Consider the following 21334-nt stretch of genomic DNA (forward strand, 5'->3'; position numbering starts at 1 on the left):
GCATCTCATTCCCCCCGTGAGATGCCGCCCATTTCCGTTGGGAGCGCTCTCGCTCTCAACTGGTGCTGCGCCATCTCCCGGTTCTGCACGGGAACACCGATGCCGGGGCTTCTGCACAGCACACGGCGTCGGCCGCTGTGCGGCGGTCGCCGTGACCGAGGCTCGGCATAGCTTCGCGTCATGGCCGATTCCTTCGTCATCCAGCCGCGAGGCGGAACGCGCTCAGCGCTCGCCGCAGCCGGCGCCCCCGAGCGACTGCGTGTGGACCCGGCCTTCGGACCGCTCGCCGAGCACTGCGTCGATGACACCGTCACCGACGTCTTCGTCAACGGAGCGGACGGATTGTTCATCGACCGGGGGAGCGGCGCCGAGCCCGTGTCCACCTGGAGGGCGTCGGAGCGCGAGGTCCGCGACCTGGCGGTAGCGCTCGTCGGGCTCGGAGGTCGGCACCTCGACGATCAGGCGCCGTGCGTCGATGTGCGCCTCGACTCCGGCATCCGCGTCCACGCCGTGCTGGCGCCGGTGTCGACGACGGGGACCGCGCTGTCCATCCGGATTCCTCGTGTGCGCGCCGCCGACCTCGACGCACTCGCGGCGCTCGGATCCTTCGACGCCCGCCAGCAGAGCTGGCTCACGACGCTGGTCGCCGAGCGGGCGAACATCCTCATCACGGGCGGCACCGGCACGGGCAAGACGACCCTGCTCTCGGCGCTGCTGTCCGAGGTCTCCGCCGCCGAGCGCATCGTCACGATCGAAGACGTGGCGGAGCTCCGCCCTCGCCACCCTCATCACGTCGCGCTCGAGGCGCGTCAGGCCAACCTCGAGGGCGCGGGCGGGATCAGTCTCGCCCGGCTTGTGCGGGAGTCGCTGCGCATGCGGCCCGATCGCCTCGTGGTCGGGGAGTGCCGTGGTGAGGAGGTGCGGGAGCTGCTCACCGCCCTGAACACCGGGCACGACGGCGGCGCGGGCACCCTGCACGCGAGCGGTCTGCGCGACGTGCCGGCGCGCCTCGAGGCGCTCGGGGCTCTCGCCGGGATGGATGCCACGGCGCTCGCCCGTCAGGCCGTCAGCGCCTTCACGATGGTGCTGCACCTCGAGCGCGCGCCCGACGGCACCCGGCGCATCGCCCAGGCGGGACGGCTCGTCCTGGACCGAGAGCGACTCGGCATCGAGGAGGTCCGGCCGTGGTGATCCGGTTCGGCCGACCGGCCGTGATCGAACCCGATGCGGCGGATGCGGCGACCTCGGTGCAGACCCTCGCCGTGCTGCTCCAGGCGGGTGCCGTGCCGCTCGTCGCCTGGCGACACCTCGCCGAGACGGGCGATCGGCATGCCGCGTCCGTCGTGGACCGCGTGGCGTCCGGGATTCCCCTGCTCGACGCGATCGAGGCCGAGGGTGGCGCATGGGCCGATCTGGCCGCCGCGTGGGAGATCGCGACGACCGTCGGCGCGCCGCTGGCCGAGGTGCTCCGCATGATCGCCGAGACGCTGCGTGACGCGGCCTCCGCGGCCGACGATGTGCGCATCGCGCTGGCAGAGCCGGCGGGAACCGCGCGCCTCCTGCTGTGGATGCCGTTCGGCGGACTGCTGCTGGGCTTCGCCCTCGGCTTCGACACGCTGGGCGTGATCATCGCCAACCCGCTCGGCGCCGCGTGTGTGGTGGCGGGGATGCTGTTGGTGGTGGCCGCGCGGCAGTGGACGCGGAGCCTGCTGAAGAAGGCGCGTCCTGCTCCGGGCACCCCGGGTATGAGGGCCGAGCTGGTCGCCGTCGCGCTCGCCGGCGGTGCCTCCATCGACCGGGCGCTTCGGCTCGTCGCGGAGAGTGCGGTCTCCGGGGCCGGAGAAGAGGAGCGCGTGAGGACCGTGCTCGACCTCTCCCGCGCGGCAGGCGTTCCGGCGGGCGAACTGCTCCGAGCAGCCGCGGCCCAGGACCGGCATTCCGCTCGAGTGCAGGGCCGCCTGCGCGCGGCGAAGCTCTCGACGCGCCTGCTCATCCCGCTCGGCGTCTGCACGCTGCCGGCGTTCCTGCTGCTGGGCGTGGCACCGCTGCTGCTCAGCGTGCTCGCCTCGACCCCGCTTCCGCTGTGAACGACAGCGGAAGACATCACAGAGAAAGAAGGAACACCATGAACGCCCTTCCCACGCTGGATCGCCGCCGCGCGGCACGTCTCTTCGGCGACGACACCGGAGCAGCCACAGCCGAGTACGCGATCACGACCATGGCCGCCGTGGCCTTCGCCGGACTGCTCGTCGTCATCATGAGGTCGGACGAGGTGCGCGGCATCCTCGCCGACCTCGTGCGCCGAGCGCTCACGGTGGCGTGAGCGTGCTCTCCGCGGCAGCGCGCCTCGGCGGGGAGCGCGGCTCGGTGGCCGCCGAGCTCGCGCTCGCGCTCCCGGCTGTGCTCCTCGCTCTCCTCCTGGGCGCCGGCGCCCTCGGGGCGGCATCCCGTCAGGTCGCTCTGCAGGATGCCGCCGCCGATGCTGCTCGTCTCCTCGGGCGCGGCGAGGGGGCCGGTGCGGCGGAGGGGATCGTGGGCCGCGCCGTCCCGGGAGCGGGGGTCTCGTCATCCCGCTCCGGCGACCTCGTGTGCGTCACCGCATCGATCGACGTGTCGCTCGGCGCCGTCATCCGTCTCCCGTTGCAGGCATCGAGCTGCGCGCTCGACGGCGGCCGCTGATGGCCGGCACGGCGCTCGCGGCGGGCCTCCTGACCGTCGCGGCAGCGCTCTCCCTGGGGCTCGCCGCCGTCGGCGGGGCGGCCGTGACGGCTCAGCGCGCCGCCGGGGCAGCCGACGCCGCCGCACTTGCCGCCGCCGATGCCGCCAGCGGTGCAGTGCCGTCGGCCGACGGCCCCTGCGCACTCGCGGCGCGGGTGGCGGGAGCCTCCGGAGCGACCCTCACCGGGTGCACCGTGCAGGGCTTCGTGGCGACTGTGCAGGTGCAGGCGGCGTACGCTGGTCTGGCTGCCGTCTCCCGCGCCCGTGCCGGGCCACCCGAGGGTCACTGACGGCCGCGCGACCTCACTCACTGTGAACGACCCCACACAGTGGTGTGTATGGTGTGCTTCGAAGAAAGGACGCCCCCTTGGCTGAAGGCAAGAAGCTCGTCATCGTCGAGTCCCCGACGAAGATGCGGTCTATTCAGGGATACCTCGGCGACGGCTATGAGGTGCTCAGCTCCGTCGGCCACATCCGCGACCTCGCTGACAAGAAGGACATCCCGGCCGCCGACAAGGAGGCGTACGGGAAGTACTCGATCGACATCGAGAACGGCTTCGACCCGTACTACGTCGTGTCCGATCGGAAGACCAAGACGGTCGCCGAGCTCAAGCGCGCGCTCAAGACCGCCGACGAGCTCCTGCTCGCCACTGATGAGGACCGCGAGGGCGAGGCGATCGCCTGGCACCTGCTCGAGACTCTGAAGCCCAAGGTTCCCGTCAAGCGCATGGTCTTCCACGAGATCACCAAGGACGCGATCCAGGCGGCTGTGGGAAACACCCGCGAGCTCGACCACGACCTCGTCGACGCGCAGGAGACCCGCCGCATCCTCGACCGCCTCTACGGCTGGGACGTCTCGCCGGTGCTCTGGTACAAGGTCAAGACCGGCATCTCCGCCGGGCGCGTGCAGTCCGCCGCCACCCGCCTGATCGTCGACCGCGAACGCGAGCGCATGGCGTTCGTCTCGGCGGAGTACTGGGACGTCGATGCCGCCGCCGCAGCGACGGGGACGTCCTTCAAGATCCGCCTCGTCCGGGTCGACGGCGGGCAGCTCGCCCGCGGCACCGACTTCGACGACACCGGCAAGCTCAAGAAGGCCGTCGTCATCCTCGACGAGGCCACGGCCGCGTCGCTCGCTCAGGCCGTCGACGCCGTCGGCGCCGGCACCGTGACCAAGGTCGAGGCGAAGCCCGGAACCCGCAGCCCCTACGCGCCGTTCACGACCTCGACCATGCAGCAGGAAGCCGGCCGCAAGCTCTCGATGGGCGCGAAGCAGGCGATGGGCGTCGCCCAGCGTCTGTACGAGAAGGGCTACATCACCTATATGCGCACCGACTCCACGGCGCTGAGCACCCAGGCGGTGCAGGCGGCGCGGAGCCAGGCGGTCGCGCTCTACGGCGACGCCGCGGTGCCGCTGAAGCCGCGCGTCTACAAGTCGAAGAGCAAGAACGCGCAGGAGGCTCACGAGGCGATCCGTCCCTCGGGCGAGAACTTCCGCACGCCGGCATCCCTCTCCAGCGAGCTCGACCGCGACGAGCAGCGTCTCTACGACCTCATCTGGAAGCGCACCGTCGCCAGCCAGATGGCCGACGCGAAGTACGAGACGACGACCGTCACGATCGCCGTCGACACCTCCGCAGAGCTCAAGGGGCAGGGCGCCGCCCAGCTCGCCGAGTTCACGGCATCCGGCACCGTCTACACCTTCAAGGGCTTCCTCGAGGCCTACGAAGAGGGGCGCGACGAGAAGCGCGGGGATGCGGACGCGGCGGAGAACCAGTCCCTGCCCGCCGTCGCCGTCGGCGACGCGCTCGCCGTCTCGGATGCCGAGGCCAAGGGCCACCGCACCACGCCCAAGCCCCGCTACACCGAGGCCTCGCTCGTCAAGGTGCTCGAGGAGAAGGGCATCGGCCGCCCGTCGACCTTCGCCTCGATCCCCGAGACGATCCTCGACCGCGGCTACGCCGTCAAGCGCGGTCAGGCGCTCGTTCCCACCTGGCTCGCGTTCAGCGTGGTGCGTCTGCTCGAGGAGCACTTCGCCGCGCTCGTCGACTACGACTTCACTGCGGCGCTCGAAGACGATCTCGACACGATTGCGCGCGGCGAGCAGAACCGGGTGGAGTGGCTCAAGTCGTTCTACTTCGGATCCGAGAGCCGCACCGGCCTCCGCCAGGTCGTCGACAACCTCGGCGAGATCGACGCCCGTGCGCTGAACTCCACCCGCATCACCGACACGGCCACGCTCCGATTCGGCAAGTACGGTCCCTACCTCGAGGTCGCCGATCCGGAGAACCCCGATGCCAAGCCGCGCATCGTCAACGTGCCGGAGGACCTCGCGCCCGACGAGCTCACGCAGGCGAAGGCGCAGGAGCTCATCGATGCTCCCGTCGCCGGCGACCGCGTGCTGGGGGAGAACCCCGAGAACGGCAAGATCATCGTCGTCAAGGACGGTCGATTCGGTCCCTACGTGCAGGAGAACGACCCGGTGTCGGAGGATGCCGCGGTCGACGAGTCGACCGGCGAGGTCGTCGAGGCTCCCAAGCCGAAGCGGGGAGCCAAGAAGGAGACGGCCCCCAAGCCCCGCACCGGGTCGCTGTTCCGCTCGATGTCGGTCGACTCGATCGATCTCGAGACGGCCCTGCAGCTGCTGAACCTCCCGCGCATCGTCGGCACCGATCCGGAGTCGGATGAGGAGATCACGGCCCAGAACGGTCGGTTCGGTCCGTACCTGAAGAAGGGCACGGACTCGCGGTCGCTCGAGAGCGAATCGCAGATCTTCGATGTCACGCTCGAGCAGGCGCTCGAGATCTACGCGCAGCCGAAGTACGGCGCTCGACGCGCGTCCAGCGCGCTCGCCGAGTTCGACGCCGACCCGGTCAGCGGCAAGCCGATCCGCATCCGCGACGGTCGTTTCGGCGCGTACGTGACCGACAGCGAGACCAACGTCACGATCCCGCGCGGACAGAAGGTCGAGGACATCACGTTCGAGATCGCCGTGCAGATGCTCGCCGACAAGCGCGCGAAGGGGCCGACTCCCAAGCGCGGCGCCAAGAAGCCCGCAGCGAAGAAGGCCCCCGCGAAGAAGCCGGCGGCGAAGACCACGACGGCGAAGACCGCGACGGCGAAGACCGCGACGGCGAAGACCGCGGCCAAGAAGCCGGCCGCCAAGAAGACGGATGCCGCGACCTCGGCCGCGCGCTCGGCCGCGGCGAAGAAGGCCGCCGCGACACGGGCCGCGAACGCCGCTGCGAAGGCGGGCTCGTGACCCCAGGCGGTGGTGTGTGGATCACGCTCGAAGGCGGCGACGGCTCGGGCAAGACCACGCAGTCGAATCTGCTCGCCTCCTGGTTGACGGATGCCGGGCGCACGGTCGTGCGTACCCGTGAACCCGGCGGGTCAGAGGTCGGTCAGCTGATCCGCGACATCGTGCTGCATCATCGCGGCGATATCGCGCCGCGTGCGGAGGCGCTGCTGTATGCGGCCGACCGGGCGCACCATGTCGCGACCGTGGTCCGGCCCGCCCTCGATCGCGGCGAGGTCGTGCTGCAGGATCGCTATCTCGACTCCTCGGTCGCGTATCAGGGTGCGGGACGCGTGCTCGACGCGACCGAGATCCGCGACCTGTCGCTCTGGGCCGCGGAGGGTGCGCTGCCCGATCTCACGATCCTGCTCGACCTGGACCCCGGCGAGGCGCGCGTGCGCCTCGATTCCGCGGACAAGCCCTTCGATCGGCTCGAGGCGGAGCAGGTCGACTTCCACGCGCGAGTCAGGGACGCATACCTGGCGCTGGCCGCTGCCGAGCCCGAACGGTTCCTGGTGGTCGACGCCGCCGCATCCGCCGACGACATCGCCGGGCTGATCCGCGCCCGCGTCGAGAGCCTGCTCGCCTCACGGTGAGCCGGCACCCGCGGTCGCGGGGGCCGCGCCGATGCCGTGCCGCGGGCGTCGGTGCTCCCGATTAGGCTGAGGTCATGCCCCAGACCGTCGCCGCCCCGTTCCCGTGGGCCGATGTGTGGGGGCAGGATGCAGCGGTCGAGACGCTCCGCGCCGCAGCATCCGATCCTGCAGCGCTCTCGCACGCCTGGCTGATCACCGGTCCACCCGGGTCCGGCCGTTCGACGCTCGCGCACGCCTTCGCCGCCGCGCTGGTCGCCGATCGTCCCGACGACGAGGCGGCGATGCGCCAGGTGCTCGCCGGCACGCATCCCGACGTCACGGCGCTGCGCACCGACAAGGTCATCATCACCATCGCCGAGGCGCGCGCGCTCGTCGAGCGCTCGTACTTCGCGCCCTCCGCCGGACGATACCGGGTGATCGTCGTCGAAGACGCCGATCGCATGGTCGAGCGCACCTCGAACGTGCTGCTGAAAGCGCTGGAGGAGCCCCCGGAGCAGACCGTGTGGATCCTGTGCGCCCCGAGCGAGGCCGACCTGCTGCCGACCATCCGCTCCCGGGTGCGGTCGCTGCGGCTCCGCGAGCCCGACGTGGCCGACGTCGCGCGTCTGATCAGCCTGCGGACCGGCGTCGACGGGGAGATCGCCGAGCAGGCCGCCCGGCACGCGCAACGCCACATCGGCATGGCGCAGCGGCTCGCGACCGATGAATCGGCTCGCCGTCGGCGCGACGAGACCCTGCGCTCCGTCCTCGGCGTGCGCGGTGTCGGCGACGCCGTCGAGGTGGCCGGTCGCATCATCCAGGCCGCCACCGAGGACGCGAAAGCGCTCACGGCCGAGCGCGATGCGACGGAGAGGGCCTCGATGCTCCGGACCGTGGGCATCGCCGAGGGGCAGCCCGTCCCGCCGGCTCTGCGCACGCAGCTCTCCGCTCTCGAGGACGACCAGAAGAAGCGCGCCACGCGCAGTCTGCGTGACGGCATCGACCGGGTGCTCACCGACCTCCAATCCCTGTTCCGCGACGTCGTCATGCTGCAGTTCGGCAGAGATGACGATCTGATCAACACCGAGCTGCGCGCCGAGCTGGCAGGCCTCGCATCCGCCTGGCCCGAGACACGTACTCTTGTCGTACTTGACCACCTTGCCGAGACGAGGCAGTCGCTGGAGCGCAACGTCGCCCCGCTGCTCGCCCTGGAGAGCTTGCTCGTGACGATCACGAGCGGGAGGAAACCGTGAACAACCGATCGACTTCCCGCTTCCGCCGCGCCGCCGCGATCGTCGCCGGCCTGGCAGCGGCATCCGTCGCCCTCTCCGGGTGCCTGTACGCCATGATCCCCGAGCAGGCGGCTCCGCGGCCCTCGTCGACGAACGCGCCCGACACCGAGGGCGTCTCCGCCGACCTGCTGCCGTTCTACTCGCAGACGCTCACGTGGACGACGTGCGGCACCGGCTTCGACTGCACCGACGTGACGGCGCCGCTCGACTGGGAGAACCCGAGCGCGGGGGAGATCACGCTCTCCGTGGTGCGCCACCAGGCCGAGGGCACCGCGATCGGCTCCCTGCTGACCAACCCGGGCGGGCCCGGTGCCAGCGGCGTCGAGCTCATCCAGGGCAGCCTCGACTTCGCGGTCGGAGCGGACCTCATCGAGAACTATGACGTGATCGGCTTCGATCCTCGCGGTGTCGGCGCTTCGACGGCCGTCACCTGCTATGACGCAGCGCAGATGGACGACTACCTCTACACGATCCCCGACGCCCCGCGCGGGACGCCCGAGTGGGAGGCCGAGCTGCTCGAGTCGCACAAGGCCTTCGCCGAGGCGTGCGACGCGAACAGCGGCGGCATCCTGCCCCACATCACCACGATCAACTCCGCTCGCGACATGGATCTGATCCGTGCGGTGCTCGGCGACAAGCAGTTGAACTACCTCGGCTACTCCTACGGCACCTTCCTCGGCGCCACCTACGCGAAGCTGTACCCCGAGAAGGCCGGTCGGCTCGTGCTCGACGGCGCGATCGACCCCGCGGTCCCGGGCCTCGAGGTCGGCGCGACCCAGGCCCTCGGCTTCGAATCGGCGCTGCGCGCCTACATGCAGAACTGCCTCGATTCTGGAAGCTGCCCGTTCAACGGCACGGTCGACGAGGCGATGGCCGACCTCGGAGCCCTGCTCGCGAGCGCCGACCGCTCGCCGCTGAAGAACGGCGACGGACGCCTGATGGGCGCCGACTCGATGATGACCGCCATCATCGCGGCGCTCTACTCGGAAGACAGCTGGGGCTACCTCACCCAGGCGCTCGACGAGGCGCTGCAGGGCGACCCGACGACCGCCTTCCTGCTCGCCGACTTCTACAACGAGCGGGAGAACGGCGCCTACCTCAGCAACTCCTCCGAGGCGTTCCGTGCGTACAACTGCATGGACTACCCGGTCGAGGACGACCCCGATGCCGAGGCCGCGATCACGAAGAAGATCGCCGAGGGCGCTCCGACCATCGCTCCGTACTGGAACGGCCCCGACTCGTGCTCGGTCTGGCCGTACCCGCCCACGGGTACCCGCGGCGAGATCAAGGCCGAGGGCGCGGGGCCGATCCTCGTGATCGGCACCACGAACGATCCGGCGACGCCGTACGAGTGGTCCGAGTCGCTCGCGAACCAGCTGGAGGAGGGTGTCCTCATCACCCGTGTCGGCGAAGGCCACACCGGCTACAACAAGGGCAACGCGTGCGTCGACGACGCCGTGGAGGCATTCCTGCTCGACGACGTGGTGCCGGAGGACGGTCTGCGCTGCGAGTGATGCGGGCTCGATTCGCGACGAGCCGCGAGACAGGGTAATATCGGTGATCGCGCCGCTCACGCGTCGCACGCCGCTTTAGCTCAGTCGGCAGAGCATTTCACTCGTAATGAAAAGGTCGTCAGTTCGATTCTGACAAGCGGCTCCGAGGGCCCCGTGATGCGAAGAACATCACGGGGCCTTTCCCTTTCCCCACGGCGTACCCTCGAACCATGAGCAGAGCGCTTCTCATCGTCGATGTCCAGAACGACTTCACCGAAGGCGGCGCCCTCGCCGTCGCCGGGGGTGACGCGGTCGCCTCCGCCGTCTCCACGTTCCTGGCCGTGCACGCAGCCGACTATGCGGTGATCGTCGCGTCGCGCGACTGGCACGATGCCGAGGGCGACAACGGCGGGCACTTCGCGGCGGAGCCGGACTACGTCGACACCTGGCCGGTCCACTGCGTCGCCGGAACCGAGGGGGCGGAGTACGACCCCCTGTTGACGACGGATGCCGTGACGCATCATGTGCAGAAGGGACAGGGCGTTGCCGCCTACTCGATGTTCGAGGGCGTGACAGACGAGGGATCGACCGTCGGCGCCGTGCTCACGGGAGCCGGGGTGCTCACGGCGGATGTCGTGGGCATCGCGACCGACCACTGCGTACGGGCGACCGCCCTCGACGCGATCGCCCACGGCGTGCGGGTGCGCGTGCTCACGGATCTCGTCGCGGGCGTCGGTGCGGAATCCAGCGAGGCTGCCCTCGCAGAGCTCGCGCACGCGGGCGCCGAGCTTGTCGAGAGCGCAGCGGCGTGACCCGCAGCGTCCTGCTGCTGCGGGCCGTGAACGTGAGCGGGCGCAACAGCGTGCCGATGGCGCGGCTGCGCGACGTCCTGGCCGCGGAGACCGACCTCGAGGACGTCTCCACGTACATCGCCAGCGGGAACATCATCTGCGAGACGCCGACCACGCCGGATGCGGCCTGCACCGCGGTGCGGAAGTCGATCGCCGCGGAGTTCGGCGTCGACACCCCCGTGATCCATCGCCGCCATGCGCAGCTCGTGGCCTCCGAGAAGACTCAGCCGTTCCCCGACGGTGAGGAGAAGTTCGTGCACGCCATGTTCCTCGAGAGGGCCGGCAAGGCGGGCGCGCTCGAGGCGCTGGAGGAGCGGCTCCAGCCCGGAGAGCGCCTCGCGCTCGTGGACGACGATCTCTGGATCGACTATGGCAGCGGCGGCGTGCACTCGACGAAGCTGACGAAGGCGGTGCTGGACCGCGCTCTCGGCGTCGCGGGCACGGCGCGCAACCTCCGCACGGTCCGGAAGCTCATCGAGCTGACCGCGTGAGCGCTGCGGATACCGTCGAGCTGGCGCTGCCCTTCACCGGGCGGTGGCTGGTGCAGAACAGCCCGGCTGCGCGAGTTCCCAGCCACGGCACCACGCTCTTCGGCACCTCGCACGCGATCGACTTCGTGCCCGTCGGCGAAGACGGACGGAGTGCACCTCGCACGCTGAGGAGCGTCTTCGGCACGGAGCGCCCCGAGTCGTTCATCGGCTTCGGTCGGCCGATCCTCGCTCCGGCATCCGGAGAGGTCGTCTCGGTGCTCGACGGCGAGAGCGATCACGTGGCACGCCGCTCCGTGATCGCGCTGCTCGGGTACGCGCTCAGCCAGCCGTCCCGCGTCCGCCGCGGCGCCTCCGCGATCGCCGGCAATCACGTCGTGATCAGGGTGGGTGGAGCGCTGGTGCTGCTCGCACACCTGCGCCGAGGGAGCATTCGCGTGCGCCCGGGGCAGCGCGTGACGGCGGGGGACGTGCTCGGCGAATGCGGGAACTCCGGCAACAGCACCGAGCCGCACGTGCACGTGCAGGCGTCGGAGTCGTTCGGGCGGAACGCCCGCGGCATCCCCCTCGTCTTCACGAGCGCGGCCGGTGCGCGGCGAGTGCCCGAGAACGGCGAGATCGTCGTCGCCTGAGCCTCCGAGTCAGTTCGTGCGCGCGGAGACATCGGTGCTGAGCGCCGAGGGAGGGGTGTGCGGGTGCGGCTGCAGGTCGACGCGCCGCACTGCGCATCCGGCGCAGCGAACGTAGAGCACGATGCCGTCGCTCGTCGGATGCCGCGATTCGACGAGCCATGCGTGCTCGTGCGGCGTCGTGGATCGGGGGATGCGGGGGATCGGGCGGGTGTGCAATGCGGTCATGCATCCAGCGTGATGTAATGCTCTTATGCATCTCAACCCTTACGGCGAGTACGCGGTCCTGCTGGCGGCGTCGCTCGCCAACGACTGGCCGGCGGACCGCGCGGGAATCGAGGAGCGCACGCTCGAACTCGGGATGACGCAGACCTTCCCACCCGCTCCGGGCGATCATGCCGAGGTCAGGGCGGTCATCGACGACTGGCTGAAGATCGTCGACGAGCCGGATCCCGCCGCCCGAGCCGACCTGCTGAACGCCGAGCTCGCCGCGACGGCCGCCTACCCGCGGCTGACGAACCACGACGGCGAGGGCTGGCACCTGCACTACCGCGACGACGTGAAGTCGCTGCCTTACGTGCTCCGGGCCGTCATCAACCTCGGGACCTCGCTGCATCTCGTCACCCGCGGCATGAGCAGGCTGGGTCGCTGTCAGGCTTCGCCGTGCACGAACGTCGTCGCGGACGTCACGCGCAACGGTCGCCAGCGCTTCTGCTCGGTGCGCTGCGCGAACCGAGCGGCGGTCCGCCGGCATCGGGCGCGAGCCGCCTGACCGCGCGGGTCAGGCGGTCTGGCCGGCGTGCGGCCCCTCGCCGATCTCCTCGACGAGCTTCGCGTTGAAGGCCGGCAGATCATCGGGGGTGCGGCTGGAGACCAGGCCCTGGTCGACCACGACCTCCTCGTCGACCCAGGATGCCCCGGCGTTGCGGAGGTCGGTCTGCAGGCTCGGGTAGCTGGTGAGGGTGCGGCCGTCCACGACGCCGGCCTCGATGAGGATCCACGCGCCGTGGCAGATCACTCCCACCGGCTTGTGCTGCTCGAAGAAGGCGCGGGCGAGAGCGATCGAGGGTGCGTCCATGCGCAGGTGGTCGGCGTTCACGACGCCTCCGGGGAGCACGAGGGCGTCGAACTGGTCGGCGGTCGCCTCGGCGGCGGTGAGGTCCACCGACTGCTCATGACCGTTCTTGCCGGTGATCCGACCGCCGTCGGGGGCGATCAGTGTCGCGGATGCGCCCTCTGCGGTCACGGCATCCCACGGGCTCGTCAGCTCGCTGTCCTCGAATCCGTCTGTCGCCAGGAATGCCACTCGGCTGCCGGTGAGAGTCATCGTTCGTCCTTTCGGGGGAGAGTCGTCCCCGCAGGTCTCGGGGACGTTTCGACTCTCTCGCGGGCCCCGGGAGGAGTGAAGGGGGTGGCCGAAGTCGGGCGGCGGTGATACGGCGGGTGCGTCAGCCGAGGTATCGGCCGAGCGCCCCCAGCAGTCCTCGCGTGCCGTCCTCGCGCCCCTGCCCGTCGGCCCAGAACCTATCGAAGAAGACGCCGTGCTCGATGTGCGTGAACCGTGTCCCGCCGTCGATCGGCTCGAACTCCAGCGACGCCACGGATGTCGACATGTGCGCCCCGTCGATCCACATGTCGTAGGTGGTGACGATGCGGATGTGCTCGACGATGTCGGTGTAGGTCGCCTCGTAGCGCGAGACCGGACGATCGTGGAACCGGCTCTCGGCGACGTCGCGACCGCCGACGCGGAAGTCGAACGCCCACTCGCGCGTCTTCATCGACTCGCCGGCGCCCCACCAGCGGAGCTCTGCTCCTCCACGGCGAAGGCGTCCCAGACGCGCTCGACGCCGGCGGGGTAGTCGCGGGTCAGGGTGAATCCGGAACGGGCGAGTCGGCGTTCTGTCGTCATCGGTCGCCCTCCCGTGTCAGGGTGACGTGGATCTCGCCGCTCTCGGCGACCTCCGTCGTCACGGTGTGGGTGAGGTCGAAGCCGCGCAGATCATCCCAGAGACGGTGGCCGCGGCCGAGGAAGATCGGCGCCACCATGAGGTGCAGGTCGTCGACCAGGCCCGCGCGGAGGAAATCCCGCGCTGTGCGGTATCCGCCGCCGATCCGCACATCCAGACCGCCCGCGGCTTCTGTCGCCTCGGCGAGCACGTCTTCGATCGCCGCGTCTCGGAAGTGGAAGGTCGTACCGCCGTCCATCGCGATCGACGGGCGAGGGGCGGAGTGGGTGAGGACGTACACCGGGGTGCCGAACGGCGGGGTGTCGCCCCACCAGCCCTTCCAATCCAGGTCGTCGGGGAAGGCGTGCAGGCCGAACATCCCCGCGCCCATGATCTCGGCACCGATGCCGTCGAAGAACGCCGCGGCGTATCGATCGTCGATGCCGGTCGTTCCGGCGCCGCTCGTGTCACCGAAGATCTTCGCGCGGAAGGTGCGGGTCGCCGCGTACGCGGCGGTGAGACGGCCCCAGTCCTCACCCATGGGGTTCTCGGGCGTCGGTGTCGGGTCGTCGGGCGTGTAGCCGTCCAGCGACGTGAAGAGGGCCATGCGAACGCGGGTCATGTCAGTTCTCCTGGGGGGGGGGGGGGGGGGGGGGGGGGGGGGGGGGGGSGGGGGGGGGGGGGGGGGGGGGGGGGGGGTGGTGAGGGTGAGATGGATGCCGAGGCGGTCGGCCTGGTGCTCGGCGGGCGTGCGCTGGTCGCCCAGCCACAGGTGCAGCACGTCGAGTGCGCCGGGGCGCAGAGTCACGGTACGGACGCGGCCGTGCTTCTCCGAGCTGATGACCCCCGCGTCCTCGAGGATGCGGAGGTGCTGCATGAGCGACGGCAGCGCCATCGCGAACGGCTCGGCGAGCTCGGAGACCACCGCGGGGGACTTCGCCAGCCGCTCGACGACAGCGCGGCGCGTCGGGTCCGCGAGAGCGCGGAGCACGGCGTCGACGTCATCCTGATACTTAGGCATTTGCCTAACTGTATGACTCGGGGACGGAGGTGCGCAAGGGGTCGTTCATCGCGAGTGAGCGCCAGTTCTCTCCCATCCGCTCGTAGGTCACGATCGCGTGGCAGTTCCGACAGCGCACGTCGCACTTCTCAACCTCGGCAGCCACGACGGCGATGCTGAAGCCGTTCCGCACCAGCTGCATGACGCCGTCCCGCTTCTCGCTCCCGGGGCGATGGTCGAAATCGAGGACTCGGAGATCTGCTTCACCGCAATCGGCGCACGGGTGATCCCGCAGATACTCGCAGACGAACGCGATGCTCGCTCGCTTCTGGGCGTTCGTGCGTTCTCGGATCACGGCGACGTGATGCTCCCGATTCCGGCGATAGTACTCGCGCGACGACGTCCGATTGCACTCTCGGCAGACTTCCTGCCGTCCGTCCGCGCGAGAGGACTTCCGATTGAACGCGGTCAGCGGCTTGATCGCCCGGCACGAGCCGCAGCGCTTCTCCGATTCATCCGGTGCGGATGACGACAGCGCGTCGTGCATGTCGACCTCCCCGCTCTCTCGCTGAGGGGCACGATATCCCGACCGTGCGACATGACTGCTCGTCGCGCTCGGGATCAGACGGGGTGGGCCCTGTGGGGATCGAACCCACAACCCGCGGATTAACTTGCCACTTCGGCTTTCGCCGCCGCCGTCTCCGGCGTTCGTGGTCTGGACTGTCCCTTCACCGTGGCTCTCGCCGTAGGTGCCACCCGTCCAGTCTCTACACCTTCCGGACCGCTGGTCCGGCTTGGCTCGGGATTGCCAACTGGTTTCCCAGGAAGGGTTCCCCGACTTTGAGTGGTGTCATCCCCGGAGTTTCCTCCGAGGCGCTCCTATTTTGTTGAAGTCCGCTGCTCTGCCAATTGAGCTAAAGGCCCGTCCGACAAGTCTAGTGCGCACAGAAGGGGCCGCCGGTGAACACCATCACCGGCGGCCCCTTCTCCTTCTCACGTTCCTCCCCCGAGACGAGAGAAGGTCGCTTGCCGGGAGATCCCCACCCGGCAGGTCGTGTCCCTGATTACATCGGGGGCATCAGGACCGTGTCGATCAGGTACACGGTCGCGTTGGCGGTCTGGACGCCACCGCAGATGACGGTCGAAGTTCCGTTGACCATCAGGTCGTCACCGCTACCGGTGACCTCGAGGTCGGCGCCCTGCACGGTGGTGTGCATGCCGGCGATCTCGTCCGGCGCGATCTGGCCGGGGACCACGTGGTACGTCAGGATCGAGCTCAGCAGTGCGCTGTCGGTCTTGAGCGTCTCGATGGTGGCGGGGTCGATCTTCGCGAAGGCGTCATCCACCGGTGCGAAGACGGTGAACTCGTCGCCGTTGAGCGTGTCGACGAGGTTCACGTCGGGGTTGAGCTGACCGCTCACCGCTGCGACGAGCGTCTTGAGCAGCGGGTTGTTGGAGGCGGCCACGGCGACCGGGTCCTTCGACATGCCCTCGACCGATCCGGCACCGTCCGGGACGGCCTCGGCGTAGGCGGAGCAACCGGCTCCGACGAGGTTAGCGGCCGGATCCATCGCCTCGGTCGTGGGCTCAGCCGACTCCGACGTCGTCGGCTCCGACGACTCCTCGGCGGGCGCTGTGCCGGTCGAACACGCGGAGAGCAGGAATGCTCCGGCGAGCGTCAGGGTGAGTGCTGCGGTGACCTTCTTCTTGGTGCTGAACATCTCGAGCTCCTTCAGAAACTTCAGCCACGGCCTCTCCGTGGCGTCGACATCTGTTCGGAGCCCCGTCGGTATCGGATGGGAGAAATCTCAGAATCGATCGGGTCCCGTGCCTCGATCCGCAGAATCACGGGAGAAATTCCCTCACGATCGGGTGACGGCTGCACGGGAACACGGGGGAGATGCGGCATGCTTGGAGGGATGGTCATTGACGGAATGGACGTGCCCGAGGACGGGACGGCGAGAGATGCGGTCGCCGCACTCCTCGTCCGCGTCGCCGACGGGGATCAGCGGGCATTCGCCGAGCTCTACGACTCCCTCTCCGCGCGCGTGTTCGGGCTCATCCTGCGCGTGCTCGTGAACCGCGCGCAGAGCGAGGAAGTGCTGCAGGAGGTTTTCCTCGAGATCTGGCAATCCGCTTCGCGCTTCGCTCCGAACAGAGGTCAAGGACGAGCATGGGTGATGACGATCGCACATCGTCGGGCCGTGGACAGGGTGCGTGCATCCCAGTCCAGTGCGGACCGTGATGTGCGAGCGGGGCTGAGGGACATCGGCGTTGCGCACGACAGTGTGGCAGAGCAGGTGGAACTCGGGATCGACGGCGAGAAGGTCGTCGAAGCGCTCACGGAGCTGCCGGAGGTGCAGCGAGAAGCGCTCGTGCTCGCGTATTACGGCGGTTACAGTCAGAACGAGATTTCGGTGCTTGTGGGAGCACCATTGGGGACGATCAAGACAAGGATGCGAGACGGGCTCACCCGTCTCCGGTCAGCCATGGGGGTGACAGCATGAACGAGCAGGAGTTCGCAGAGCTCGCGGCGGGGGCCGCCCTGAACGCGTTGTCGCCCGACGACGCGCGTCGCTTCGACGACGCTCTCGTCGCGCATCCCGAGTGGCGGGCGATCGCCGAGGCGGATGCCGAGACGGCCGATCTTCTGTCCGCCTCCGCCACGCCTGTCTCCCCGCCTCCCGGCATCCGTGCCGCGCTCCTCGCCCAGATCGCGGTGACGCCCCAGAACAGCGAGCCGACGACGCCTGTCGAGCCGGTCGCGACCGACGTTCTCGCAGACGAGCGACCGCGCGTCGACGAGTCGTCGGCGAACGATGCGGAGAAGGATCGCGCCCCCTCCCCGAAGCGCCGCTGGAGCCGCGTCGTGTTCGCGCTCGCCGCATGCCTCGCCGTGCTGGTGGGCGTCGGGATCGGCGCCGTCGCGCTCAACGGGCAGCTCAACCGTCCGGCATCCGTCGTCGCTCTGGAGCAGATCCAGTCGTCGTCCGATGCGGAACAGGCGTCCGTGGAGCTCCCCTCCGGGGGATCGGCGACCGCGCACTGGTCGGCATCCGCGGGAGCAGCCGTGCTCGTGACCGACGGCGTGCCCGCCCCGGCCGACGGCAAGACCTACGAGCTCTGGTACGTGCGCGGGGACGACGCGATCCCCGCCGGCGTCTTCGACGTCGAGGACGGTCGCGCGACGGCGGCGCTCGAAGGCGACATGCACGCGGGCGATGTGATCGCGGTCACCGTCGAGCAGGCCGGAGGATCCCCTTCCGGCACGCCGACGTCCGACCCTGTCATCGTGATCCCCACGGCCTGATCGGCCGCGATCGCGGGTACCCTGGTTCGATGCCCGAGCAGCATCACCGTCCCATCCGTCGACCGACCAGCGCTTTCGACAACATCGTCGGCGCGCACGATCCCGCCGAGGAGACGCGCGTGGCGCACGCGACGGCATCCGCTCTGCTGACGCGGGTGCGGGCCGACGAGAGCGGGGCGAGCGCCGAGCGTCTGGTCGCGTTCACCGCCGAGCACGGCATCGACGAGATCGCCGAGCTGTGGTCCAAGGCGCCTTCGCGCACACTGCCCGGAGCGCTCTGGAGGCTGTACCTGCTGCAGCTGGCGATCCACGGCGACCCGCAGACGGCGGCACTGCTCTATGAGCGCGGACGCGTCGAGCTGCCGTCGGCGGATACGGTCATCGCGGGTGCTCCTGCCCCTGCGGAGCCGGCTGAGCTCGTGGCGCTCATCGACACGATCCTGCGCGGGGCCTTCCGTGGGGACTTCGCGGTCGCGCTCGACCGCGCCGCCGCCTTCTGTCGCGTGCAGGCCTCAGGCGCGACCCACACGGCCGACGACTATGAGCCGACCGAGCCCGCGCGGGCCAGCGAGCTGACGACGCGAGCCCTGCGTCTCAGCAGCTACGCGCAGGATCTCTCCGCGTCAGCGGTGCTCTGGCGCACGGGTTCTCTGGCCTGAACGCAACCCGGACAGAGAAAGACCGGGCCGCAAGAACGCCTCTCGGCGGAAGGCCGCTCAAAGCGGCAAAAATTGGAGCCCGGGGTTATGCGGCCCGGCCGTTCAATTATAACGCGAGACCTCCATGGGTATTCCCTGACCGTAGGCTCGAGGCATGAACCGGCGCTTCGCACTGATGATCGATCCCGTCGCGGCCGACGAGGACCGCCCCGACTTCGCAGACACCTTCACGGCGGTGGATGCCGCGGCCCCCGCTCTGAGCGTGGGCGAGCTGAGCACGCAGCGGGGTGACGGCGTCTTCGAGTCCATCGGCGTGGTCGACGGCCACGCGCAGGAGGTCGTTCCGCACCTGGAACGTCTCGCGCACTCGGCACGGCTGTGCGACCTCCCGGCTCCGAATCTGCCGCAGTGGCGACAGGCGATCGACCACGCGGCGTCGCGGTGCGGAGAGGGCGAAGCGGTGATCAAGCTCATCCTCAGCCGCGGCGTGGAGCACGGCCCGACTCCGACCGCCTGGGTCACCGCGTCTCCGGCATCCGACTTCTCGCGCGTGCGTGCCGAGGGCGTCCGCGTCGTCACCCTCGACCGGGGCTACGACCTCGGCGCGGCGGAACGGGCGCCGTGGCTGCTGCTCGGTGCGAAGACCCTCTCGTACGCGGTGAACATGGCGGCCCTCCGAGAGGCCCACCGCCGTGATGCGGACGATGCGATCTTCCTGTCGAGCGACGGGTTCGTGCTCGAAGCGCCGACCGCCTCTCTCATCCTCCGCTTCGGCGACCGCTTCGTGACGCCGGCGCCGAACGGCGGCATCCTGCACGGCACCACGCAGCTCAGCGTGTACGAGCATCTCGCCGGGCGCGGCTTCGAGGTCGGATACGACCGCATCCCGGCATCCGATCTTCCTCGTGCCGACGCGGCGTGGCTGGTGTCGAGCGTTCGTCTCGCCGCGGCGATCACGGCCGTCGACGGGGTCGCCCTGCCCGTGGACCAGACCCTGACCGACGAGCTGAACGCCTACCTCCTGTCCCCACGGGACTGACTCGGAGCCTCGCGCGGCTACGGTGCCGGCACAATTTCGGAGATCATTGTCGACACGCCAGGGGAGAGTGACCTCGGGCGGCGTATCGGCGTCGATCTCCGAAGTCGTGCGCGGAAGCCGGATGCCGCAGCGGACTTCGCTCACGGGCGGTTGGACATGGTCGTGACGATCGCTCGTTCCACGAGGTCCCAGTCATGGACGATCATGGCGTAGTCGAACCGTAGCGTGACGTGTCCCCACAGCGCGGCGTTGGCGTCTCGCACGAGATCCTTGTGCCGGAGAGAGGCGGACTCATGGTTCGCTCGCCCATCGGCTTCGATGATCAGCCAGCTCTCGATGAGGAGGTCGACGCGGCCCGTGCCGACGATCGACGCCTGCGTGCGGATGATCCAGCCATAGGTTCGCAACCTCAACCGCACCAACGACTCGAGCCCGCTGTCCGAGTCAGGCCGCGAGAAGTCCACCAGCTCCCGGCCACTCCGATTCAGCCTCGCCCGCAACCATCGAAGCCCGGATGCATCGATCAGACCTTGTCGGCGTGCCGACTCGAGCGCGACGAAGAATCGTTCGCTGCCTCGGCACCGGAACAGCTGCAAGAGCACGCGGGGGACGGAGGGGAGACCGAACCCGGGGCGCCGCGGAGCATCGTCCCAATGCACGACACATGCGCACGGCTCCTCCTCGTGGCGATACTGATGCCGGTCTCCGTGCATCCACACGTGAAGCTGCGGCACGTCGAGCACCCAGAGACCCAGGTGCTGGGCCGCTGACTCGCACCCGAGTACGCCGCCGTGTGCCGCCGCCGAGATGACGTCCGCGCATGCGTCCGCGCTAGCGTAAACGCCGCGTCGTACGTGCGACAGTCGACCGAGCCGAACCTGCCGCTCGATCTCGCTCCGCCTCATCGTCTGACGCAGTTCGCCGTACGTCCATACCTGGTCGCCGTTCATCGTGCACATCGATCGAGGATGCCTGGCGTGCGGCATCCTCTTCTGGTGTCCCTGCGCGACTTGTGAAGAACTGGACCTACCTCGTCGCGGTGCAGACCGAGTCCCGTCTCCGGCACGACTTCGGAGGTTGGCGCGGGACACCCCGCCGAACGAATCCCGCTATCGGGGTGTCATCTCGAATCTCCGAAGTCGTGCGGGACCAGAGCGACCACGCACACGCACTCGGAACGGAAACACGAGAGCCCGGAGACCGACGTCCCCGGGCCCTCGACAAGGTCGAGCCTCAGCTCACCCGAAGCGGCCAGAGACGTAGTCCTCGGTCGCCTGTACGGACGGGGTGGTGAAGATCGACGTGGTGTCGTCGTATTCGATCAGCTTCCCGGGCTTTCCCGTGCCGGCGATGTTGAAGAACGCGGTCTTGTCGGAGACGCGGCTCGCCTGCTGCATGTTGTGGGTGACGATGACGATCGTGAACTCGTTCTTCAGCTCGCCGATCAGCTCCTCGATCGCGTAGGTCGAGATCGGGTCGAGGGCCGAGCACGGCTCGTCCATCAGCAGCACCTCGGGCGACACGGCGATGGCGCGGGCGATGCACAGACGCTGCTGCTGGCCACCGGACAGGCCGGATCCCGGGCGGTCGAGACGGTCCTTGACCTCGTTCCAGAGGTTCGCGCCGGTGAGCGACTTCTCGACGAGTGCGTCCTGGTCGCTCTTCGACATGCGGCTGTTGTTGAGCTTCACGCCCGCGAGCACGTTCTCCTTGATGGACATCGTGGGGAACGGGTTCGGCCGCTGGAAGACCATGCCGACCTGGCGACGCACGAGCACCGGGTCGACGCCGGGGCCGTAGAGGTCCTTGCCGTCGAGGAGCACCTCGCCCTCGACGCGGGCGCCGGGGATGACCTCGTGCATGCGGTTGAGCGTGCGGAGGAAGGTGGACTTGCCGCAGCCCGAGGGGCCGATGAACGCGGTCACGCTGCGCGGCTGGATGTCGAGCGACACCCCTTCGACCGCGAGGAAGCTGCTGTAGTAGACGTTGAGGTCGTTGACTTCGATGCTCTTGGACACGTGGTTTCCTGTTCTGAG

General features: G+C 69.4%; 26 protein-coding genes, 1 tRNA gene and 1 pseudogene. 18 read left to right on the forward strand and 10 right to left on the reverse strand.

Annotated features, from left to right (window positions below):
• Window positions 1–180 precede the first annotated feature (180 nt).
• The 13 genes from DC434_RS13435 (at window position 181) to DC434_RS13495 (ending at window position 11347) form a co-directional block, all read left to right on the forward strand.
• Window positions 181–1191: a TadA family conjugal transfer-associated ATPase gene (locus DC434_RS13435; protein WP_116635783.1), complete on the forward strand. Its 1011-nt coding sequence runs from the start codon at window positions 181–183 to the stop codon at window positions 1189–1191.
• Window positions 1185–2087, forward strand: a complete 903-nt coding sequence (locus DC434_RS13440; protein ID WP_116635784.1) for a type II secretion system F family protein — start codon at window positions 1185–1187, stop codon at window positions 2085–2087. The genes DC434_RS13435 and DC434_RS13440 overlap by 7 nt, the downstream gene beginning before the upstream one ends.
• 38 nt (window positions 2088–2125) lie before the next feature.
• Window positions 2126–2323 carry a DUF4244 domain-containing protein gene (locus DC434_RS13445; protein WP_116635785.1) on the forward strand — a complete coding sequence of 66 codons (198 nt, stop codon included), beginning with the start codon at window positions 2126–2128 and terminating at the stop codon, window positions 2321–2323.
• Entirely contained in the window at window positions 2320–2679 is a 360-nt protein-coding gene (locus DC434_RS13450; protein ID WP_243408932.1) for a TadE family type IV pilus minor pilin, read from the forward strand. The genes DC434_RS13445 and DC434_RS13450 overlap by 4 nt, the downstream gene beginning before the upstream one ends.
• On the forward strand, window positions 2679–3008 hold the full coding sequence (locus DC434_RS13455) for a helicase (protein ID WP_116635786.1): 330 nt from the start codon (window positions 2679–2681) through the stop codon (window positions 3006–3008). The genes DC434_RS13450 and DC434_RS13455 overlap by 1 nt, the downstream gene beginning before the upstream one ends.
• A gap of 77 nt (window positions 3009–3085) precedes the next feature.
• Window positions 3086–5980, forward strand: coding sequence for a type I DNA topoisomerase (gene topA, locus DC434_RS13460; protein WP_116635787.1), 2895 nt, complete (start codon window positions 3086–3088; stop codon window positions 5978–5980).
• Window positions 5977–6612, forward strand: coding sequence for a dTMP kinase (gene tmk / locus DC434_RS13465; protein WP_116635788.1), 636 nt, complete (start codon window positions 5977–5979; stop codon window positions 6610–6612). Before topA ends, tmk begins: the two co-directional genes overlap by 4 nt.
• 74 nt (window positions 6613–6686) lie before the next feature.
• Window positions 6687–7844 (forward strand): DNA polymerase III subunit delta', encoded by a 1158-nt coding sequence (locus DC434_RS13470; protein WP_116635789.1) that lies wholly within the window; start codon window positions 6687–6689, stop codon window positions 7842–7844.
• Window positions 7841–9397 (forward strand): alpha/beta hydrolase, encoded by a 1557-nt coding sequence (locus DC434_RS13475; RefSeq protein WP_116635790.1) that lies wholly within the window; start codon window positions 7841–7843, stop codon window positions 9395–9397. Before DC434_RS13470 ends, DC434_RS13475 begins: the two co-directional genes overlap by 4 nt.
• A gap of 69 nt (window positions 9398–9466) precedes the next feature.
• Window positions 9467–9539, forward strand: a tRNA-Thr gene (locus tag DC434_RS13480).
• A gap of 67 nt (window positions 9540–9606) precedes the next feature.
• Window positions 9607–10188 (forward strand): isochorismatase family protein, encoded by a 582-nt coding sequence (locus DC434_RS13485; protein WP_116635791.1) that lies wholly within the window; start codon window positions 9607–9609, stop codon window positions 10186–10188.
• Window positions 10185–10718 (forward strand): DUF1697 domain-containing protein, encoded by a 534-nt coding sequence (locus DC434_RS13490; RefSeq protein WP_116635792.1) that lies wholly within the window; start codon window positions 10185–10187, stop codon window positions 10716–10718. The genes DC434_RS13485 and DC434_RS13490 overlap by 4 nt, the downstream gene beginning before the upstream one ends.
• Complete coding sequence (locus DC434_RS13495) at window positions 10715–11347, forward strand: M23 family metallopeptidase (protein WP_116635793.1); 633 nt, start codon at window positions 10715–10717, stop codon at window positions 11345–11347. Before DC434_RS13490 ends, DC434_RS13495 begins: the two co-directional genes overlap by 4 nt.
• Before the next feature lie 9 nt (window positions 11348–11356).
• On the opposite strand, the gene DC434_RS13500 is transcribed toward DC434_RS13495, so the two are convergent.
• Window positions 11357–11572: a hypothetical protein gene (locus DC434_RS13500; RefSeq protein WP_116635794.1), complete on the reverse strand. Its 216-nt coding sequence runs from the start codon at window positions 11570–11572 to the stop codon at window positions 11357–11359.
• Window positions 11573–11597: 25 nt separating this feature from the next.
• Between DC434_RS13500 and DC434_RS13505 the strand changes: the two genes are divergently transcribed.
• On the forward strand, window positions 11598–12116 hold the full coding sequence (locus tag DC434_RS13505) for a CGNR zinc finger domain-containing protein (protein ID WP_116635795.1): 519 nt from the start codon (window positions 11598–11600) through the stop codon (window positions 12114–12116).
• Window positions 12117–12125: 9 nt separating this feature from the next.
• On the opposite strand, the gene DC434_RS13510 is transcribed toward DC434_RS13505, so the two are convergent.
• The 7 genes and pseudogenes from DC434_RS13510 to DC434_RS13535 all read right to left on the reverse strand — a co-directional run bounded on the left by DC434_RS13510 (window position 12126) and on the right by DC434_RS13535 (window position 16011).
• On the reverse strand, window positions 12126–12671 hold the full coding sequence (locus tag DC434_RS13510; protein ID WP_116635796.1) for a type 1 glutamine amidotransferase domain-containing protein: 546 nt from the start codon (window positions 12669–12671) through the stop codon (window positions 12126–12128).
• A gap of 121 nt (window positions 12672–12792) precedes the next feature.
• Window positions 12793–13122, reverse strand: coding sequence for an SRPBCC domain-containing protein (locus DC434_RS13515; protein WP_243408933.1), 330 nt, complete (start codon window positions 13120–13122; stop codon window positions 12793–12795).
• Window positions 13119–13253, reverse strand: coding sequence for a hypothetical protein (locus DC434_RS20435; RefSeq protein WP_279303213.1), 135 nt, complete (start codon window positions 13251–13253; stop codon window positions 13119–13121). Before DC434_RS20435 ends, DC434_RS13515 begins: the two co-directional genes overlap by 4 nt.
• A complete protein-coding gene (locus DC434_RS13520) occupies window positions 13250–13912 on the reverse strand; it encodes a dihydrofolate reductase family protein (RefSeq protein WP_116635960.1) in 663 nt (220 codons plus the stop codon). Before DC434_RS13520 ends, DC434_RS20435 begins: the two co-directional genes overlap by 4 nt.
• Window positions 13913–14131: 219 nt before the next feature.
• Window positions 14132–14311 (reverse strand): annotated as a pseudogene (locus DC434_RS20360) (metalloregulator ArsR/SmtB family transcription factor); the annotation flags it as partial.
• Between the two features lie 4 nt (window positions 14312–14315).
• A complete protein-coding gene (locus DC434_RS13530; protein ID WP_116635797.1) occupies window positions 14316–14837 on the reverse strand; it encodes a hypothetical protein in 522 nt (173 codons plus the stop codon).
• Window positions 14838–15354: 517 nt separating this feature from the next.
• Window positions 15355–16011 (reverse strand): fasciclin domain-containing protein, encoded by a 657-nt coding sequence (locus DC434_RS13535; protein WP_116635798.1) that lies wholly within the window; start codon window positions 16009–16011, stop codon window positions 15355–15357.
• Window positions 16012–16197: 186 nt separating this feature from the next.
• On the opposite strand from DC434_RS13535, the gene sigK reads away from it, so the two are divergent.
• The 4 genes from sigK to DC434_RS13555 all read left to right on the forward strand — a co-directional run bounded on the left by sigK (window position 16198) and on the right by DC434_RS13555 (window position 19298).
• Complete coding sequence (gene sigK / locus DC434_RS13540; protein WP_207769972.1) at window positions 16198–16797, forward strand: ECF RNA polymerase sigma factor SigK; 600 nt, start codon at window positions 16198–16200, stop codon at window positions 16795–16797.
• Window positions 16794–17600, forward strand: coding sequence for an anti-sigma factor (locus DC434_RS13545; RefSeq protein WP_116635800.1), 807 nt, complete (start codon window positions 16794–16796; stop codon window positions 17598–17600). The genes sigK and DC434_RS13545 overlap by 4 nt, the downstream gene beginning before the upstream one ends.
• A 29-nt stretch (window positions 17601–17629) precedes the next feature.
• A complete protein-coding gene (locus DC434_RS13550; RefSeq protein ID WP_116635801.1) occupies window positions 17630–18259 on the forward strand; it encodes a DNA-directed RNA polymerase subunit beta in 630 nt (209 codons plus the stop codon).
• A gap of 154 nt (window positions 18260–18413) precedes the next feature.
• Entirely contained in the window at window positions 18414–19298 is an 885-nt protein-coding gene (locus DC434_RS13555; RefSeq protein ID WP_116635802.1) for an aminodeoxychorismate lyase, read from the forward strand.
• Window positions 19299–19438: 140 nt separating this feature from the next.
• Here DC434_RS13555 and DC434_RS13560 read toward each other — a convergent pair whose 3' ends face one another.
• Both DC434_RS13560 and pstB read right to left on the reverse strand, forming a co-directional pair.
• On the reverse strand, window positions 19439–20257 hold the full coding sequence (locus DC434_RS13560) for a hypothetical protein (RefSeq protein ID WP_243408934.1): 819 nt from the start codon (window positions 20255–20257) through the stop codon (window positions 19439–19441).
• Between the two features lie 279 nt (window positions 20258–20536).
• Window positions 20537–21316 carry a phosphate ABC transporter ATP-binding protein PstB gene (pstB, locus tag DC434_RS13565; RefSeq protein ID WP_116635803.1) on the reverse strand — a complete coding sequence of 260 codons (780 nt, stop codon included), beginning with the start codon at window positions 21314–21316 and terminating at the stop codon, window positions 20537–20539.
• Window positions 21317–21334: the final 18 nt, after the last annotated feature.

The sequence above is a fragment of the Microbacterium sp. TPD7012 genome (assembly GCF_003075395.1).
Classification (GTDB): domain Bacteria; phylum Actinomycetota; class Actinomycetes; order Actinomycetales; family Microbacteriaceae; genus Microbacterium.

Excerpts from the sequence above, each read along its gene's own strand:
- DC434_RS13435 (WP_116635783.1), top strand. The coding sequence starts at position 181 with ATGGCCGATTCCTTCGTCATCCAGCCGCGAGGCGGAACGCGCTCAGCG.
- DC434_RS13445 (WP_116635785.1), top strand. The coding sequence starts at position 2,126 with ATGAACGCCCTTCCCACGCTGGATCGCCGCCGCGCGGCACGTCTCTTC.
- DC434_RS13455 (WP_116635786.1), top strand. The coding sequence starts at position 2,679 with ATGGCCGGCACGGCGCTCGCGGCGGGCCTCCTGACCGTCGCGGCAGCG.
- DC434_RS13470 (WP_116635789.1), top strand. The coding sequence starts at position 6,687 with ATGCCCCAGACCGTCGCCGCCCCGTTCCCGTGGGCCGATGTGTGGGGG.
- DC434_RS13485 (WP_116635791.1), top strand. The coding sequence starts at position 9,607 with ATGAGCAGAGCGCTTCTCATCGTCGATGTCCAGAACGACTTCACCGAA.
- DC434_RS13500 (WP_116635794.1), bottom strand. The coding sequence starts at position 11,572 with ATGACCGCATTGCACACCCGCCCGATCCCCCGCATCCCCCGATCCACG.
- DC434_RS13505 (WP_116635795.1), top strand. The coding sequence starts at position 11,598 with ATGCATCTCAACCCTTACGGCGAGTACGCGGTCCTGCTGGCGGCGTCG.
- DC434_RS13510 (WP_116635796.1), bottom strand. The coding sequence starts at position 12,671 with ATGACTCTCACCGGCAGCCGAGTGGCATTCCTGGCGACAGACGGATTC.
- DC434_RS13515 (WP_243408933.1), bottom strand. The coding sequence starts at position 13,122 with ATGAAGACGCGCGAGTGGGCGTTCGACTTCCGCGTCGGCGGTCGCGAC.
- DC434_RS20435 (WP_279303213.1), bottom strand. The coding sequence starts at position 13,253 with ATGACGACAGAACGCCGACTCGCCCGTTCCGGATTCACCCTGACCCGC.
- DC434_RS13520 (WP_116635960.1), bottom strand. The coding sequence starts at position 13,912 with ATGACCCGCGTTCGCATGGCCCTCTTCACGTCGCTGGACGGCTACACG.
- DC434_RS13530 (WP_116635797.1), bottom strand. The coding sequence starts at position 14,837 with ATGCACGACGCGCTGTCGTCATCCGCACCGGATGAATCGGAGAAGCGC.
- DC434_RS13535 (WP_116635798.1), bottom strand. The coding sequence starts at position 16,011 with ATGTTCAGCACCAAGAAGAAGGTCACCGCAGCACTCACCCTGACGCTC.
- sigK (WP_207769972.1), top strand. The coding sequence starts at position 16,198 with ATGCTTGGAGGGATGGTCATTGACGGAATGGACGTGCCCGAGGACGGG.
- DC434_RS13545 (WP_116635800.1), top strand. The coding sequence starts at position 16,794 with ATGAACGAGCAGGAGTTCGCAGAGCTCGCGGCGGGGGCCGCCCTGAAC.
- DC434_RS13550 (WP_116635801.1), top strand. The coding sequence starts at position 17,630 with ATGCCCGAGCAGCATCACCGTCCCATCCGTCGACCGACCAGCGCTTTC.
- DC434_RS13555 (WP_116635802.1), top strand. The coding sequence starts at position 18,414 with ATGAACCGGCGCTTCGCACTGATGATCGATCCCGTCGCGGCCGACGAG.
- DC434_RS13560 (WP_243408934.1), bottom strand. The coding sequence starts at position 20,257 with ATGTGCACGATGAACGGCGACCAGGTATGGACGTACGGCGAACTGCGT.